Source organism: Alphaproteobacteria bacterium (genome assembly GCA_035625915.1).
Lineage (GTDB): Bacteria > Pseudomonadota > Alphaproteobacteria > JACZXZ01 > JACZXZ01 > DATDHA01.
The window spans coordinates 1-15,113 of record DASPOR010000182.1; the positions used below are offsets into that span (position 1 = coordinate 1).

Below are 15,113 nucleotides of genomic sequence, written 5' to 3' on the forward strand. Positions count from 1 at the left end.
CAAAATCTTACGAGATGCATTACGGGTATTTTACAGTTTACAGCGCGTTTAAATTGAGTTAGCTGGCTATTCACTCTGGCAGACGGAGCTTCAATGTGCGGTCACTATGGCATCACGCGTGCGCAAGAAAGCCCGCCGCACTTCGTCTTGGCCTCGGTAACGCTCCTGATCGCCACCCTATTGCTCGCCGCATGCGACACGGAAGCAGATCCCGCAAGTCTGGCGTGGTCGGATGGCTGTCGGGCGGGGCGTGCGAGTGCGGACAGTCCCTTCAGTCCCACTGAGCCGAGAGACAACGAGGGGTTCTCGACAGATCCTGTCTATCGCCAGGCTTGGGATAGCGGCTTCACAGTGTGCCGCAGCCGAAGACTAAATTCGTCCAGGCTTTGATTGCGCTGTTGAAACCGCCTCCGTGGCGCGCGCCAATCTGTGTTGATACGCCCTTCCAAGGGTGCAATGCGATTGGGCGATTCGTGGCGTGAGCAAACGTCACTGCGTTATCGCCGTGTTATCTCATTCGATAGCGAACCAAGTTTCGCTCGGTTGTTCAATTAGTCACCCTTCCGGCTGACATAACAAACGGTTCATCGCGGTCTTTGTTTTGTGATGTTGCAGTCCGTTTCATGCGGTAGCGTGACTCCAAGGTTTTCAAAGATTTGAGCTGTTCTTCGCGCGTCGTAGCCTTGCAATCCGTTTCACCTAATCGCATAAATCGTGTTAACCCAGTGTTTTCCCACGGCCGACGGTGATAATGGCCAAGAGCGACGCGCAGAAAAGGGGATTGAACGACAGGTCTCTTTAATGCAACTGGGGGGCAGCTATGGCAGGTTTAATTTACGGTGGTCTTTGTTATGTCGTGTTTTTTCTGACTTTTCTCTACGCGATTGGGTTCGTCGGCAATATTGTCGTGCCGAAATCGATTGATAGCGGCGTCAGCACTTCGCTATCGGAAGCCTTAACTGTAAACGTGATTCTTCTCGGGCTTTTTGCGGTCCAACACAGCGTCATGGCAAGGCCTGCGTTCAAACGGTGGTGGACGAGCATCGTGCCGCGCGCGGTAGAGCGCAGCACCTATGTCCTGGCATCGAGCTTTGTGCTGATCGTGTTGTTCTGGGCATGGCGACCCATCACCGACCTGGTATGGTCGGTGGATAATGCTATCGGCATAGCGATTTTGGAGGCGCTCTTTTGGATCGGTTGGGCGTTCGTATTAATTGGCACTTTCCTGATCAATCACTTCGACTTGTTCGGTCTGCAACAGGTTTACGCGAATTGGCGTGGCGCTGAATACAAACCGCCCGGCTTCACAACGCCGCTTTTCTATAAGCACGTCCGTCATCCAATCTATCTCGGATTCCTGTTGGCGTTCTGGGCGACCCCGGTGATGACGGCGGGCCACCTGCTATTTGCCATCGCGACCACGGGCTACATTTTCATCGGAATATTTTTTGAGGAGCGCGACCTCGTCACTTATCACGGCGCGGATTACGTGCAGTACCGAAAGCGGGTGCCGATGATCTTGCCGCTAGGACGGAAAAAGGCTGATTGAAAGCCGGCACGATGGGCGCCAGCAAGCGAAGCACCGTCTAAGGTTTGATTACCTGCTTAGCGCTGCCTTCCTCCGACGATTCGGGGTGTTCTTTAGCGCGGACGCGGCCGTGCGCGTCGAAAGTGGGGTGGCAATTCCCAATACCGGGGATGGTGTTCCCAATGCCCTAATGGGTTCGCAATACCCGCACGATTTCTACGCCGACAAAAATGCAAGAGGTACAAGCTGCGACAGCAAGAAGAGCCGAGCCCGAACCGGGATGGTACTCGGATATTGCGGCCCCCATGACAGCGCCAGCTGACAGTCCTAGCGCCCAAATGCTCCAGCCCATCGCCCGGCCAGCCAAAGCGCCGACAAAAAACGCCAGCGCCCATAGCATAGCCGTGAGTGTGACGATCACGACTGCGGCGGCATGAGTTGGTGCAAGAGCGCCCGCAATCCCGCCGAGCCCAAACGAAACAAACGCTGCCCAGAGCGAAATAATCTCGCCCTTCGTCCTGATAATCATGTACGACACTCCCCTTTTTACGGGGTCCCAAAGTGTCGACCGCCCGCGGATTGAGTATCCCCCACAATCGTTAAGCGCCCATTAACTAAAAATAGCAAGCGCGAATTCGCAGTGGCGCCTCTAGTTATGTTCAATACGGTAGCCGAGTCTCACGCTGTTTTTGCTCTCGAAAAAGCTGCTTTTTCTTATTTTTCAAGAGTGCATTTTGATGGTTTCTTTATTCTGTGTGCCGAAAACTCGAATTGAATTTTTAGCCGGTGCGAATCTATATCCGCCGCTATGCGGGAAGACTGGAAAGCCGACCGAGACAATCGTGAGAAATCGGACCCGTATGCGCTTTTGGCGATGGTCATTGGGGTAATTCTTGTCTTGGCGATGGCTCTGCCATCGGTGCAGGCGACTTCGTGGCTTTCTGGACCGGAAATTCCGACCAGCTCATGCTTAGCGCCTGCGCCACATCCAAGCAATTCAGCGGAGCCGCCGCCATGCTGACGTGGCAGTTCCTCCATTTTTTGCCTGGTCTCCTCATCGTGTCAGCTGTCATCTTCGTGAAACTTGCGACCAAGCTTTGTCGCGTCGGTAAGGACCCTGCAGACAAGGTCAGGCGAATCTCCCTCGCAACACCCGAAAAGGGCATGCACGACCAAGGTTGAGGTACGAGTCCTGCCCTTTTCCTTCTGGAGGCGGGACTTTTATTTGGGCCGCGGCGGATAGGGGAAATCTTTACAAACGCCCTCGGTGGCGTCGCGAAAAGCCTGAGAGCCGATGCGTGCGCAAGCCGAGCCCGTCTCGAGCGGGTTGCCGCCAGACCCCGCCAAACCTTGACAAACGTCGTCTCCCATGCGCTTTTGCGCCCGGTTCGATTCGGCTGCCAGGGGTCAACGCCGGACGGGCCGCTCAGCACGAAAACCGAATCCCGCGAGGCGTCGACGATGCATCTTTACCGTACTCATACCTGCGGCGCACTGAGGCGCGAGCATGTGGACAGCGAGGTCCGGCTTTCCGGTTGGGTGCATCGCAAGCGGGACCACGGCCAGCTTCTTTTCATCGACATGCGCGACCATTACGGCATTACCCAGTGCGTGATCGACATCTCGAGCCCGATCTTCAAGGAGATCGAGAATGTACGGCTCGAGAGCGTGGTCACTTTGACCGGCAAGGTGGTCGCCCGCAGCCCGGATACCGTCAACCCGCAGCTTCCGACCGGCGAGATCGAACTGCAGGTTGCCGCCTACACGCTTCAATCGGCGGCCGACACACTGCCGCTCCAAGTGAACGCCGATCGAGATGAAAACGAGGAAATCCGCCTGCGCTATCGGTTCCTCGATTTGCGGCGGGAGCGCCCCCACCGCAATATCATGCTGCGCGCGAAGGTTATACAGGCGATCCGCCGGCGAATGGTCGAGCAAGGATTCACCGAATTCCAGACGCCGATCCTGACGGCCAGCTCGCCCGAAGGTGCGCGTGACTACCTCGTCCCCTCGCGGCTGCATCCGGGGCACTTTTATGCGCTTCCCCAGGCTCCGCAGCAATTCAAGCAGCTCCTCATGGTGGCCGGCTTCGATCGCTATTTCCAGATCGCGCCATGCTTTCGTGACGAGGATGCGCGGGCCGATCGCGCACCCGGCGAGTTCTACCAACTCGACTTCGAAATGTCGTATGTCACGCAGGAAGACGTCTTCACGGCACTCGAGCCGGTGCTGTGCAGCGTCTTCGAGGAATTCGCGGCCGGGCGAGCGGTGTCGAAGCCGCCCTTCCCGAGGATCAAGTACGACGAAGCCCTTCTCGCTTACGGAACCGACAAGCCCGATCTGCGCAACCCCATCGTCATTCGCGAGGTGAGCGACCTCTTCGCAAGGCCGGAGGTCGAGTTTCGCGCGTTCAAATCGGCGATCGAGAAGGGCGCTGTCGCGCGAGCCATACCCGCACCGGGTGCTGCGGCCAAACCGCGGAGCTGGTTCGACCGGTTGAATGACTGGGCCAAAGAGTTGGGGGCGCCGGGGCTTGGCTACGTCGTGGTGGAGGCTGACGGCGGAAAAGGACCGATCGCGAAATTCATCCCTCCTGCGGTCCAGGCTGAGCTCAATTCGCGTTGCGGACTCAAGGCGGGCGATGCCGTCTTCTTTGTATGCGACAAGATTGGCACTGCCCAAAAACTTGCGGGTGCGGTACGCACCCGACTCGGGGAGGAACTCGACATCGTCGAGCCGAGGGCTTTCCGTTTCTGCTGGATCGTCGACTACCCGATGTACGAACTCAACGAGGATACCGGTCTCGTCGAGTTCAGCCACAATCCCTTCTCGATGCCCCAGGGCGGGCTGGAAGCGCTCGAGACCAAGGACCCGCTCACAATCAAGGCATACCAGTACGACGTGGTGTGCAACGGAGTCGAGCTTTCATCGGGCGCCATCCGCAACCATAGGCCCGACATCATGATCAAGGCGTTCGAGATCGCCGGATATTCGCGGCACGATGTGGAGTCGCGCTTTGGCGGCATGCTGTCCGCCTTCAAGTTCGGCGCCCCGCCCCACGGCGGGTCGGCCCCCGGAATCGACCGAATTGTCATGCTGCTGGCAGATGAGCCTAATATCCGCGAGGTCATCACGTTCCCCATGACCCAACAGGCTCAGGATCTCATGATGGGCGCTCCCGCACCTGTCGACCCCAAGCGGATGAAGGAGCTTCACATAAGGGTCGATCTTCCACCGGCAAAGAAGCCTGGCGCCAAAGAGTCTTGATTCATAAGAAAATCTTGATTTTCGAGACGACTCATCCCATTATCTCGCCGGGAACAAAAGCGAACGTTTATCCACAGGGGTGATTCCCGTTGCTTTGCGGAGGGGGGGATGAGTCCTAGGGCGTTCAGGACCCTGATGGCATTGCTTATGGTGACCGGCGCGCTCGCCGGGTGCGCCGAGCCGTTGTCGATGACGGTGACGCCCAACGCCTTCGACGGCTTCTCCTATGGGGTCGAGGGCAAATCGGTCAGCGATATGGCAATATCCCAGGTGTCGGATCGCGATTGCGCGTTGTGGCGGGTGATCGAAGAAAAGCCGGTTTGCCGTGACTATACCCTCAAGGAGCGGCGCGATATGGCCGTCGCGCGATTGGAGTCCGACCGGCACGATCGGCGGGGAAATCGGGTCAACGAACCCGATCTCTATGTCGCCGACAAGGCGCCGAGCCCCATCCTTGTGGCGCAGGCACAAGAGGCTCAAGCAAAGCTCGACGAGGCAGAGGGGAAAAATGCCGCAGGGACTGCAGTTGCCTCCTCCGGAACCGGGGACAGGGTACCGGCCAACCCGGTTCCGGTCCCGACCCTTCGACCGGCGAGCAATGTTCGACCGGCCCTAGCCAGGGCATCGGTCAGCGGGAATGGCGACTACCTTGTCCTCGGCAGCTATTCGACTCGCGAGAAAGCCGATTTCGCGCGGACGCGATACGCCGGGGAGCCAACCGTCGTCGAAACGGTCGCCGCGGGCGGCAAATCGATCTATCGCGTCGTCAGTGGACCGTACGAGGCTGGGGACCTCGCCACAACCAAGCTGCGCTTGGCCCAAAACTACGGCGTGCGCGACGCGTGGACACTTCGGTCGAGCACGACAACTCCCGCCACGACGCAGATCGCATCGCTGCCTTCGGCCAACTGACGTCCTGTCTCTGACAGGGGAGTGGCGAATTTCGGATTCGCCACGCTAGGCGAGCCGGTCCTTCGGCGCCCTGCCGCCAAAATAGGCGTCGAGGTTGTCGAGTGCGCGGAAGCCCATGGCGTCGCGTGTGCCGTCCGTCGCACTGCCGATGTGGGGCATGAGGAAGGCGTTGTCGAGCTCGACATAACCCGGATTGAGCTTGGGCTCACCTTCATAGACGTCAAGGCCGGCCGCGCGCAAACGGCCCGACCGCAGGGCAGGGATGAGTGCGGAATCATCGACAAGGTTGCCGCGCGCCGTATTTACGACAATCGCATCTTTCTTCATAAGCCCGATGCGCTTCACGTCGAGCCAGTGGAAGGTGTCTGGGGTCGATGGCGCGTTGATCGAAAGGAAGTCGATGAGGGGCAGCATCGTTTCGGGATCGGCATGGAACGTAGCACCTTGCTCGAGCTCCGGCGGCAGGCGATTTCGGTTCGAATAGTGGATCGTCATATCGAACCCGCGGCAGCGCTTGGCGACCGTCTGGCCAATGCGGCCCATTCCAAATATCCCGACGGCCTTCCGGCTAAGGTCGGTGCCGAGCATGAAGGTTGGGGTCCATGAATTCCATTGCCCCGTGCGCAGAAGGCGCTCGCCTTCGAAGGCCCGACGTGCTGCGCCCAACATCAGGAGAATGGCTATATCGGCGGTGGAATCGGTCAGAACGTCGGGCGTGTTGGTGACGACGATCCCGCGCTTTTTCGAGGCCTCGAGGTCGATATGCTCGTAGCCGACCGAGAACGTCGAAATGATCTTGATCGATGGGGGCAGGCGGGAGATCAGCTCCGCACCACACTTTTCCGTTGAGCAAACGAGGAGCCCGTCGCAACCCTCGGCACGGCCGACGAGCGCGTCCGGCGCATAGACCTTGTCCTCGAGATTGAGGCGCGCGTCGTAATCGCGCTTGGCGCGGGCAAGCACGTTATCGGGCAAGCGGCGCGTAATGAGTATTGTCGGCTTCTTTGGCACTGGATCGGCTCCGTCGGCGGGATGGGTGGTCGCAGAATGGTGCGTTGATTTAGTTTGAACTTATGGATGTGCAGTCTTAGGAACTGGGTCGTGCACATTCTACCTTCCCTGCGCAAAGCATGCCATAATCTAGCCAAGGACCCACCTATGTATTTCCCTGGCAGGGAGTATCGATGAGACGACCGTTATTCGCCGCTCCGGCATTTCTACTGCTGTGCTTATCCGGCTCGGCGCAGGCGGTCGATCTCATCCCGCATCATGCATTTTACGACCTGCAGCTTGGCAAACAGAGCGACCAGAGCAGTATCATCGAGGCCCACGGCGGCATGGGGATCGAGGTGACCGAGACATGCGACGCCTGGATTTCCAAGCAGCGATTGCGCCTCAGTATCCGGCGAGAAGAGGGCGAGGAAGTGGTGACCGACAACAGCTTCACGAGCTGGGAATCGAAAGACGGCCTGCGATACCGCTTCAGCGTGCGCAACCGATTGAACGGCGAACTCACCGAGGAATTTCGCGGCGATGCCCATTTCAAGGATCGAGGGGGGGCGGGCGTTGCGACCTTCACGCAGCCAGAAAAGCGCGACGTCGCACTGCCGAAGGGGGCGCTATTCCCGACCGCCCACGTGGCACAGCTCCTCGAGGCGGCGCGCAAGGGTACGCACATTTTCAACAGGATCGTCTTCGACGGCGCCACCGCGGACGGGCCGGATGAGATCAACGCGATCGTCGGCAAGCCCACCCCACTCGAAAAACTGCCCGGCCTCGAGAAGAAGACTGGCCAGCCGACATGGCCCATGCGCTGGGCGTTTTATCCAATCGGCAGCAAGGAAGAGACCCCGGATTACGAGATCGCGGTGCACATGCTCGATGACGGTGTCGTCGCAGACGTCAATCTCATCTACGAGGACTTCGAGGTCGGCGGCAAAATTCAATATTTCGAGCCTCTGCCAATACCGAAGTGCTGACAAGTCGTTGGGGCGAGATAGGGGTCGTCCAGTCACGCCTCCATTCCTACGATCTCTTGCCTGAAGGCGGCGTGAAGCCGCGTCCCTTGACGATTGAATCGCTGCCGAGCTTCGCCCGGACCGCATCCATGGCGCGCTCGACCTGGGCGCGTTTTTCCGCCCCGGGATCGAGCAGGTCGGGAGGATCGGCGTCGGCGGCCGGCCCGAACATGGCCGCACCGATGCCGATGAGACGGTAAGCCCTTCCGGTTGCCTCCGCTTCGAGGAGTGGAAGGGCGGCGCGGAACAGCACCTCTGCGAGCTGGGTCGGCGCATCGAGGGTGCGGCTTCGGGTCAGCAAACGAAAATCCGCCGTCTTGAGCTTGAGCGTGATTGTCCGCCCGGCGAGTTCCGATTTTTTGAGCCGTCTCGCCACAGTCTCGCAGAGCGGCCAAAGCTCGGCCTTGAGCGCCTCGGTGCTCCTAAGGTCGGCATCGAACGTGGTCTCGGCGGAAATGCTCTTTGCCGGCTGGCGCGGCTCGACCGTGCGGCCATCTTCCCCGCGTGCAAAGCGGGCCAAGCGACGACCGATGGCGCCGTAGCGCGCGATCAGCTCGGTCTCGTCCATCTGGCTGAGCTGCCCGATGGTATAGATTCCGTCGCGGTTGAGGTGCCGCTGCAAGGCCTTGCCCACGCCCCAGATGAAACTCACGGATCTGGATGCGAGAAACGCCACCGCTTCGGCCCGGCCGATCGCCGAAAAGCCGCGCGGTTTGTCGAGGTCCGAGGCGATCTTGGCGAGGAATTTGTTGTAGCTGAGGCCGATCGAGACCGTGATTCCGATTTCGTCCTCGATCCGCCGTGCCAACCTGGCGAGGGTTCGCGCTGGGCTGCCGTGATGCAGCCTTTCCGTGCCGGAAAGATCGAGAAACGCCTCATCGATTGACAGCGGCTCGACCAGCGGCGTCGTCTCGAGCATGAGGCGACGGACCTCTCGCCCGGCGGTCTGGTATTTGCGCATGTTCGGGCGAATCACCACCGCGTTCGGGCAGAGCTTGAGAGCCTTGAACATCGGCATCGCCGAGCGCACCCCATCGATGCGCGCCACATAGCAGGCGGCCGATACCACGCCGCGCGTCCCACCGCCAACGATCACCGGCTTGTCGCGCAATTTCGGATCGTCGCGTTTTTCAACACTCGCGTAAAACGCATCGCAGTCGATGTGGGCGATGCAAAGGAAATCGAGCTCAGGATGAGCGACGATGCGGGGCGAGCCGCAGTGGGAGCACCGTTTCAGCACCGGTGCGGGTTCGCTTACCGGCTGCGTGAAGCACTCGCGACAGAGCACCGTCATGACGGATTCGCCGCGAGCGGCCAGAGCCAAGCTGCTCCACGCACTCCGCTCGCATCGCCGTGGCGAGGTGCGCGGAGACTCGTATCGACGCGGTCCGAGAACACGTACCGTCCCCATTGCCGGGGCACATTTTCATAAAGACGTGCGATCTTGGAAAGCCCACCCCCGAGAACGATCACATCTGGATCGAGGACATTGATGACGCTCGCGAGGCTGCGTGCGAGCCGATCTTCGTAACGGAGGAGTGTCGCTTCTGCAATACGGTCCCCACTCGCCGCGCGCCCTACGATCTCGTGCGGCTCGATGCGCTCCCCGCATGAATGCTCATGGTCGCGCGAGAGGCCCGGGCCGGAGAGGTAGGTCTCGATGCATCCCGAACGGCCGCAATAGCAGGCGAGACCGGGTCGCTCGGCATCGCGCGGCGAGGGTAGGGGATTATGCCCCCATTCCCCGGCAATCGCATTCGCGCCGGAGAGGACGCGGCCCTGCACCGCGATCCCTCCGCCAACCCCCGTGCCGAGGATTACGCCGAAAACAACCTCCGCACCAGCCCCGGCACCGTCGATGGCTTCGCTCAGGGTGAAGCAATTTGCGTCGTTGGCGAGCCTGACTGCCCGGCCAAGCGATGCCGAGAGATCCCGGTCGAATGGGTGGCCGATGAGCCAGGTCGAATTTGCATTCTTGACCAAGCCCGTAGCGGTCGAGACCGCCCCGGGCATGCCGACGCCGACCGTGCCCGTGCGGCGAAGCCCGGCTTCGATGCCACGGACAAGGTCGCAAATGGCGCCTACGGTCTGACCGTAATCGCCCTGGGGGGCGTCGATTCGCTGGCGGACCAAGACCGCTCCAGCCTCGTCGAGGGCAATTGCCTCAATCTTACTTCCGCCCAAATCGATGCCGATTTGCATATGGCTGTCCGCGCCCCTATATTCCGCCCGCCGTCGTTCGGCCGGAGCGGCAAACGCGGCAGAATCGACTTAACAAATAATGTGGTAAGTCAGAGCACTAACCAATATTTAACTTTGGGGCCCTACCTTGCGAAGTCTGCGGCGACGAAGGGTCGGCGAGAGCCAGACCATCGACGCTCGTGAATCGATTGAGGTGAGGCCAATGCTTGATCAAGGAATGGATCGTGCTCAACGAGACGACGGCCGCTCGCGCGAGGCGAGAGCCAAGAAGGACCCGGGAATGCCCAAGACCGTTCTGATCGTCGAGGACAACGAGCTGAATATGAAGCTCTTTCACGATCTGCTCGAGGCGCATGGCTATAGCACCCTCCAGACGAGGGACGGGATGGAAGCGCTCAAGCTCGCGCGCCAGCACATCCCCGATCTCATCCTCATGGACATCCAGCTTCCCGAGGTCTCCGGTCTCGAGATCACGAAGTGGATCAAGGAAGACGACAGACTGAGAGCCATTCCGGTCGTCGCGGTGACCGCCTTCGCCATGAAGGGCGATGAGGAGAAAATTCGCAAGGGCGGGTGCGAGGCTTACATCGCCAAGCCGATCTCGGTGCAGAAGTTCATGGAGACGGTCGAGAAGTTCCTGAACTGACGCCGCTGTGAAGATCACTTAGACCTTGGCGAGCGTTTCATGTCGGCCCGCATTCTTGTCGTCGACGACATCCTGCCAAACGTGAAACTCCTCGAAGCCAAGCTTTCGAGCGAATACTTCGACGTCATCGTCGCGACGAACGGTGCTTCGGCGCTGGAAATCGTCCGGAACGATCTGCCCGATCTCGTGCTGCTTGACGTCATGATGCCTGGCATGGACGGCTTCGAGGTGTGCGAGCGCATCAAGGCCGACCCCCGGACAACCCACATTCCCGTGATCATGGTCACCGCACTTTCGGACGTGCAGGATCGGGTGCGGGGCCTGAAAGCAGGTGCGGACGACTTCCTGACCAAGCCCGTCAAGGATCTCGCCCTATTTGCGCGCGTCCGCTCGTTGCTTCGGCTCAAGATGCTCATGGACGAGTGGCGCATGCGGGCCGCGACCGGCGAACAGCTCGGCGCCATCGAGCCGAACGCCAACCCCCTCGCAGTTTCGCCCGAGCACGCGTCGGTTCTCCTCGTCGACGACCGGGCCAACAACATCCGTCGGATCGAAGAGACGCTCAAGGAGGCGGGTCATACGGTGACATCCAAGGCAGCTCCGGAAGCGGCAATGGCGACGGCACTGCAAAATGATTTCGATCTCGTGATCGTCAATCTTCATCTATCCAACTTCGATGGCTTGCGGCTCTGTTCTCAACTGCGCTCCCATGAGCTCACGCGCCAGACCTCGATCCTGTTGCTGATCGAAAGCGAGGACACCGCACGGCTCGCAAAGGGCCTCGAGCTCGGCGTCAACGACTATCTCGTAGCTCCGATCGATCGGAACGAACTCCTCGCGCGATCCCACACCCAAATCCGGCGCAAGCGGTACCAGGATTCCCTGCGCGCGAATTTCCAGCGCAGCCTGTCCCTCGCGCTGACGGACAGCCTGACCGGGCTCTATAATCGCCGTTACCTCGACGCTCATCTCGGCAACCTCATGAAGCGCGTTCTCGGCGGGGGCAAGCCGTTTGCACTTCTTATGATCGACATCGACCATTTCAAGCGTATCAATGACGATTACGGGCACGCGACGGGCGATGAAGTGCTTCGCGAACTCGCTGACCGGCTGGCGCACAGCGTGCGAAACTTCGATCTCGTGGCGCGCATGGGTGGTGAGGAATTCGTCGTGGTGATGCCGGACGCCTCGGACAGCGTCGCACTCGCTGTCGCCGAGCGGCTTTGTCAGCGCGTCTCGCAAACGCCCTTTACGGTTTCCCATCCAGCGGGCCGGATCGATGTAAGGGTCAGCATCGGCTGCGCCACGGCAAGCGGGGAGGACGAGAAGCTGGAATACTTGCTGAAGCGCTCCGACGAGGCGCTTTACGCCGCCAAGCGGGCCGGGCGCAATTGCGTCGTCATGGCCGAGCCCGCGGCCGGACCCCATTTGCCGGCGGCCGCCGCGGCGAGTTGAACGCGAAACGAAAGGGCCGCTTCAAGGCGGCCCCGCCACGCGAATTGCGGGTTCGCGCGCTTATTTAAGCTTGGTTTCCTTGAACGCCACATGCTTGCGCGCGACCGGATCGTACTTTTTGAGCTCTAGCTTTTCGGTCTGCTTGCGCGCGTTCTTTTTCGCCACGTAGAAATAGCCCGTATTGGCGGTGCTCTGCAGCTTGATCAAAATGCTGTTTGGCTTGGCCATCGTCGTAATTCCTATAATTGGCGCGTGTCTTGCCGGGCACCCGGTGTCTGGCGCCGAAGCGCGCACCGTCATCGGAGCCGGAACATAGCGCGTTCGCGGTGCCTGTCAAATGGCAATCGGTGTTCACTCTCGCGGTGCTTGTCTGGGCGATTGATTCTGGTCTAAAATATCAACTAGTTCGAATTTTGGACAGAATTAACCATGATCACGGTTGGTGCGTTCGAGGCAAAGACCCATTTGTCCGCGCTGCTCGAAAGAGTCGCGGCGGGCGAGGAAGTGATCATCACGAAGCACGGCAAGCCCGTGGCTCGGCTCGTGGGGGCTTGGCAGGCTGACCGGGCCCGCGCCGTTCAAGCGGTCGAAGGGCTGAAGGCGTTGCGCAAGGGAACGACGCTCGGCGGTCTTTCCTGGAAGGAGCTTCGCGACAAGGGGCGCCGGTGAGTGTAGTCGTCCTCGATGCATCTATCGCCATATCCTGGCTTTTTGAAGACGAAGCGTCGACTGTGACCGATCGCTTGTTGGAGCGCGTCCGCGACGAGGGCGCGATAGTTCCAGGGCTCTGGCATTTGGAACTCGGCAACGTCCTCCTTCAAGCCGAGCGGCGGAAGCGCATAGGCGTCGATGACGTCGCAGTCCGCCTCAATCTCATTGCCGACCTGCCCATCGTCGTTGACCACGAGACAACGGGGCGGGCGTGGCGAGAGATACTTTTTTTGGCTCGGTCAGTCGGGTTGACGACCTACGACGCGACATACCTCGAACTCGCCCTACGCCGGAAAGCATCGCTTCTGACAAAAGACAGCGAGCTTGTGCGCGCGGCCAAAGGATTCGATATCGAAGTCCTTCCGTAGCGCTTCCGCCCTCAATTCGAATGAGCGGTCGACCGGGACGCCTGCCTATTCGCGTTTGGCGATTTCGGGTGTGACGGGAGCCATCGCATGCGCGAACAGCGACCCGTCCTCCAAAATGCGTTGGGCAACGTCGAGATCGAGGGCGTTTTCCCCCTGCTTTGGCGGACAACTCGCGCGCAGAAGTCGGGTCTCGTTCTTGTTGGGCTGGGCGTTGCTGTGGAGTGCGGTGCGGGCCGCAATCGTGTCGAGTTGGTCGGTCTTGACCGAGTCCGTCACTTCGGCGACCGCTTTAGGTGTATCGGCGTCGAACTTGCTCGTGCAGACATTGGGTATCACGCCGACAGTGTTGAGGGTGTAGCCCGAGGGCGTGTAGATGCGCGACCAGGTGATGATGATTTCGCCGTCATTGGGGAGGCGGTGGACGGTTTGCACCGTACCCTTGCCATAGGTGCTTGAGCCAACCACGATCGCACGTCCGTCTTCCTGGAGTGCGGCCGCGAGGACTTCGGCCGCGGACGCGGTACCGCCATTGACGAGGAGTGCCACGGGCAGGCCGTTCAAAACGTCCTTTCCGTCGGCGTCGAAGATCTGGTTGCTATCCGGGTGCCGCCCACTCGTCGAAAGGATGCGCCCTTCGGAGAGGAAGAGGTCAGCGCTCGTAACCGCCTGGTCGAGCAGCCCGCCCGGATCGCCGCGCAAATCGATCACCGCGCCGCGCAGCTTTTTGCCCATGTCGTGATTGGCGTCGAGCAGCGCCTGCTTGAGCGTCGACGTCGTGTGCTGGTTGAAGCTCGTCACCCTGATATAGGCAACGTCGCCATGGGCCGCGTAGGTCACGGTAGGCGGGACGACGAGAGAGCGGCGGAACGCGACTTCGCGTATTGCGCGGTCTTTCGTGGCGGCAAATTTGACCTTTACTGTGCTGCCGATCGGACCGCGCAATCGATCCACTACGTCGGAGAGCGCCAAGCCCTTGATGGTCTGCCCATCGATTTCGAGAATTGCGTCATCGGCCGCGACGCCGTTCGCCGCGGCGGGCGAGTCCTCGATGACGGTGACGATGCGAACGTCCTCACCGTCGAGCTTGATCGTAATCCCAATGCCGCCGAAGCCGTCGCGCTGGGCGCGCTGCTCGCGCGCTACCGCCGCGGGGGCGTAGCGTGAGAAATGGTCGAGCTTCGACAGGGCGCCGTCGAAAACGACCTCGTAGATGCCTTCGAGGCTCGTATCGTGGACCACGGGCGAAACTGCGCGCGCCGTCTCGATGACGCGCGTCGTGAGGTCAGCCCAGTCGTCCGGATCCTGTCCGCTGGGAACCGGGAATTCCTTGACGACCTTATTGTCCGCGTCGGTGAGCCGGATCTCGTTATTTTCGAGCGCCACATGCAGTTGCGGGTCGATCTTCTCGATGCCCTGCATGCCGGCGAGTGCGACCTCGCTCATGGGCACGTTGTCGACGTAGCGCTCCGAGATGTGCGTGTAGCCGGCGTCGATCACCTCGCCGGCGATCGTCGAAAAATCCTCGCGGTCCTCCACGTGCGCGCCGCACGCAGCGAGCCCGATGAGGATAATTGCGCTAGCCCCGACAAGCGGACGAAATCGCTCCCGGCCGCACCTGAGCGCGAGCCGGATGAAGGAGGCCGCGCCATGAGCCGCGAATGGCTTAAGTGTCATGACAAGTTTTAGTGGCCCTGAATCCAAGGGAATAAGTAGCGTTCCGCGAGCATTCGCACAAGGTCTCGTAAAGCGCGCCAATGATATTCTCCGTTACGTTAGATAAAAACGGTTAATGGGCCATGAATTGGCGACCTATCGCCCGTTTTCTCGCCTGGCCGCCCGAAGGCGCTTGGATTTTCCTGGCACTTGGCGATTTGCGGCCTCCCCTCCTGGCCCGCGATATCGGCGTGAAGACCGTCGTCCGACTCTCGGGGCAGCGCCCTCCTGGAGAAGCTCGAAGAGAAGACCGCCGGTGATTTGGTCCGCTTCGGCGAGGCGCACCTCCACGA

General features: G+C 60.3%; 15 protein-coding genes. 9 read left to right on the forward strand and 6 right to left on the reverse strand.

Features of this window, described 5'->3' with window-relative positions:
• Positions 1 to 820 precede the first annotated feature (820 nt).
• Positions 821 to 1,549, forward strand: coding sequence for an isoprenylcysteine carboxylmethyltransferase family protein (locus tag VEJ16_14125; GenBank protein HYB10799.1), 729 nt, complete (start codon positions 821 to 823; stop codon positions 1,547 to 1,549).
• Positions 1,550 to 1,715: 166 nt separating this feature from the next.
• Here VEJ16_14125 and VEJ16_14130 read toward each other — a convergent pair whose 3' ends face one another.
• The gene (locus VEJ16_14130) at positions 1,716 to 2,057 is read right to left on the reverse strand and encodes a hypothetical protein (GenBank protein ID HYB10800.1); all 342 of its coding nucleotides are present in this window, start codon (positions 2,055 to 2,057) and stop codon (positions 1,716 to 1,718) included.
• Between the two features lie 404 nt (positions 2,058 to 2,461).
• Between VEJ16_14130 and VEJ16_14135 the strand changes: the two genes are divergently transcribed.
• The 3 genes from VEJ16_14135 (at position 2,462) to VEJ16_14145 (ending at position 5,707) form a co-directional block, all read left to right on the forward strand.
• Positions 2,462 to 2,710, forward strand: coding sequence for a hypothetical protein (locus VEJ16_14135; GenBank protein ID HYB10801.1), 249 nt, complete (start codon positions 2,462 to 2,464; stop codon positions 2,708 to 2,710).
• A 279-nt stretch (positions 2,711 to 2,989) separates the two neighbouring features.
• A complete protein-coding gene (gene aspS, locus VEJ16_14140; GenBank protein ID HYB10802.1) occupies positions 2,990 to 4,795 on the forward strand; it encodes an aspartate--tRNA ligase in 1,806 nt (601 codons plus the stop codon).
• 108 nt (positions 4,796 to 4,903) lie between these two features.
• Positions 4,904 to 5,707: an SPOR domain-containing protein gene (locus VEJ16_14145; protein HYB10803.1), complete on the forward strand. Its 804-nt coding sequence runs from the start codon at positions 4,904 to 4,906 to the stop codon at positions 5,705 to 5,707.
• Between the two features lie 45 nt (positions 5,708 to 5,752).
• On the opposite strand, the gene VEJ16_14150 is transcribed toward VEJ16_14145, so the two are convergent.
• Positions 5,753 to 6,718 carry a D-glycerate dehydrogenase gene (locus tag VEJ16_14150; GenBank protein ID HYB10804.1) on the reverse strand — a complete coding sequence of 322 codons (966 nt, stop codon included), beginning with the start codon at positions 6,716 to 6,718 and terminating at the stop codon, positions 5,753 to 5,755.
• Positions 6,719 to 6,891: 173 nt separating this feature from the next.
• Here VEJ16_14150 and VEJ16_14155 point away from each other — a divergent pair, with 173 nt between their 5' ends.
• Positions 6,892 to 7,686, forward strand: coding sequence for a DUF1849 family protein (locus VEJ16_14155; protein HYB10805.1), 795 nt, complete (start codon positions 6,892 to 6,894; stop codon positions 7,684 to 7,686).
• Between the two features lie 46 nt (positions 7,687 to 7,732).
• Here the strand turns inward: VEJ16_14155 and VEJ16_14160 are convergent, their stop codons facing one another.
• Both VEJ16_14160 and VEJ16_14165 read right to left on the reverse strand, forming a co-directional pair.
• Positions 7,733 to 9,019, reverse strand: a complete 1,287-nt coding sequence (locus VEJ16_14160; GenBank protein HYB10806.1) for a DNA polymerase IV — start codon at positions 9,017 to 9,019, stop codon at positions 7,733 to 7,735.
• A complete protein-coding gene (locus VEJ16_14165; protein HYB10807.1) occupies positions 9,016 to 9,927 on the reverse strand; it encodes an ROK family protein in 912 nt (303 codons plus the stop codon). The genes VEJ16_14160 and VEJ16_14165 overlap by 4 nt, the downstream gene beginning before the upstream one ends.
• 280 nt (positions 9,928 to 10,207) lie before the next feature.
• Here VEJ16_14165 and VEJ16_14170 point away from each other — a divergent pair, with 280 nt between their 5' ends.
• Both VEJ16_14170 and VEJ16_14175 read left to right on the forward strand, forming a co-directional pair.
• On the forward strand, positions 10,208 to 10,573 hold the full coding sequence (locus VEJ16_14170) for a response regulator (GenBank protein HYB10808.1): 366 nt from the start codon (positions 10,208 to 10,210) through the stop codon (positions 10,571 to 10,573).
• 39 nt (positions 10,574 to 10,612) lie between these two features.
• Complete coding sequence (locus tag VEJ16_14175) at positions 10,613 to 12,028, forward strand: PleD family two-component system response regulator (GenBank protein ID HYB10809.1); 1,416 nt, start codon at positions 10,613 to 10,615, stop codon at positions 12,026 to 12,028.
• 60 nt (positions 12,029 to 12,088) lie between these two features.
• Here VEJ16_14175 and rpmG read toward each other — a convergent pair whose 3' ends face one another.
• Positions 12,089 to 12,256, reverse strand: a complete 168-nt coding sequence (rpmG, locus tag VEJ16_14180; GenBank protein ID HYB10810.1) for a 50S ribosomal protein L33 — start codon at positions 12,254 to 12,256, stop codon at positions 12,089 to 12,091.
• Positions 12,257 to 12,457: 201 nt separating this feature from the next.
• On the opposite strand from rpmG, the gene VEJ16_14185 reads away from it, so the two are divergent.
• Both VEJ16_14185 and VEJ16_14190 read left to right on the forward strand, forming a co-directional pair.
• Positions 12,458 to 12,697 (forward strand): type II toxin-antitoxin system prevent-host-death family antitoxin, encoded by a 240-nt coding sequence (locus VEJ16_14185; protein HYB10811.1) that lies wholly within the window; start codon positions 12,458 to 12,460, stop codon positions 12,695 to 12,697.
• Positions 12,694 to 13,107 carry a type II toxin-antitoxin system VapC family toxin gene (locus VEJ16_14190; GenBank protein HYB10812.1) on the forward strand — a complete coding sequence of 138 codons (414 nt, stop codon included), beginning with the start codon at positions 12,694 to 12,696 and terminating at the stop codon, positions 13,105 to 13,107. The genes VEJ16_14185 and VEJ16_14190 overlap by 4 nt, the downstream gene beginning before the upstream one ends.
• Before the next feature lie 45 nt (positions 13,108 to 13,152).
• Here VEJ16_14190 and VEJ16_14195 read toward each other — a convergent pair whose 3' ends face one another.
• On the reverse strand, positions 13,153 to 14,781 hold the full coding sequence (locus tag VEJ16_14195) for a S41 family peptidase (GenBank protein ID HYB10813.1): 1,629 nt from the start codon (positions 14,779 to 14,781) through the stop codon (positions 13,153 to 13,155).
• Between the last annotated feature and the right edge of the window lie 332 nt (positions 14,782 to 15,113).

Excerpts from the sequence above, each read along its gene's own strand:
- VEJ16_14145 (HYB10803.1), top strand. The coding sequence starts at position 4,904 with ATGAGTCCTAGGGCGTTCAGGACCCTGATGGCATTGCTTATGGTGACC.
- VEJ16_14125 (HYB10799.1), top strand. The coding sequence starts at position 821 with ATGGCAGGTTTAATTTACGGTGGTCTTTGTTATGTCGTGTTTTTTCTG.
- VEJ16_14165 (HYB10807.1), bottom strand. The coding sequence starts at position 9,927 with ATGCAAATCGGCATCGATTTGGGCGGAAGTAAGATTGAGGCAATTGCC.
- VEJ16_14160 (HYB10806.1), bottom strand. The coding sequence starts at position 9,019 with ATGACGGTGCTCTGTCGCGAGTGCTTCACGCAGCCGGTAAGCGAACCC.
- VEJ16_14155 (HYB10805.1), top strand. The coding sequence starts at position 6,892 with ATGAGACGACCGTTATTCGCCGCTCCGGCATTTCTACTGCTGTGCTTA.
- VEJ16_14130 (HYB10800.1), bottom strand. The coding sequence starts at position 2,057 with ATGATTATCAGGACGAAGGGCGAGATTATTTCGCTCTGGGCAGCGTTT.
- aspS (HYB10802.1), top strand. The coding sequence starts at position 2,990 with ATGCATCTTTACCGTACTCATACCTGCGGCGCACTGAGGCGCGAGCAT.
- VEJ16_14185 (HYB10811.1), top strand. The coding sequence starts at position 12,458 with ATGATCACGGTTGGTGCGTTCGAGGCAAAGACCCATTTGTCCGCGCTG.
- rpmG (HYB10810.1), bottom strand. The coding sequence starts at position 12,256 with ATGGCCAAGCCAAACAGCATTTTGATCAAGCTGCAGAGCACCGCCAAT.
- VEJ16_14195 (HYB10813.1), bottom strand. The coding sequence starts at position 14,781 with ATGACACTTAAGCCATTCGCGGCTCATGGCGCGGCCTCCTTCATCCGG.
- VEJ16_14175 (HYB10809.1), top strand. The coding sequence starts at position 10,613 with ATGTCGGCCCGCATTCTTGTCGTCGACGACATCCTGCCAAACGTGAAA.
- VEJ16_14170 (HYB10808.1), top strand. The coding sequence starts at position 10,208 with ATGCCCAAGACCGTTCTGATCGTCGAGGACAACGAGCTGAATATGAAG.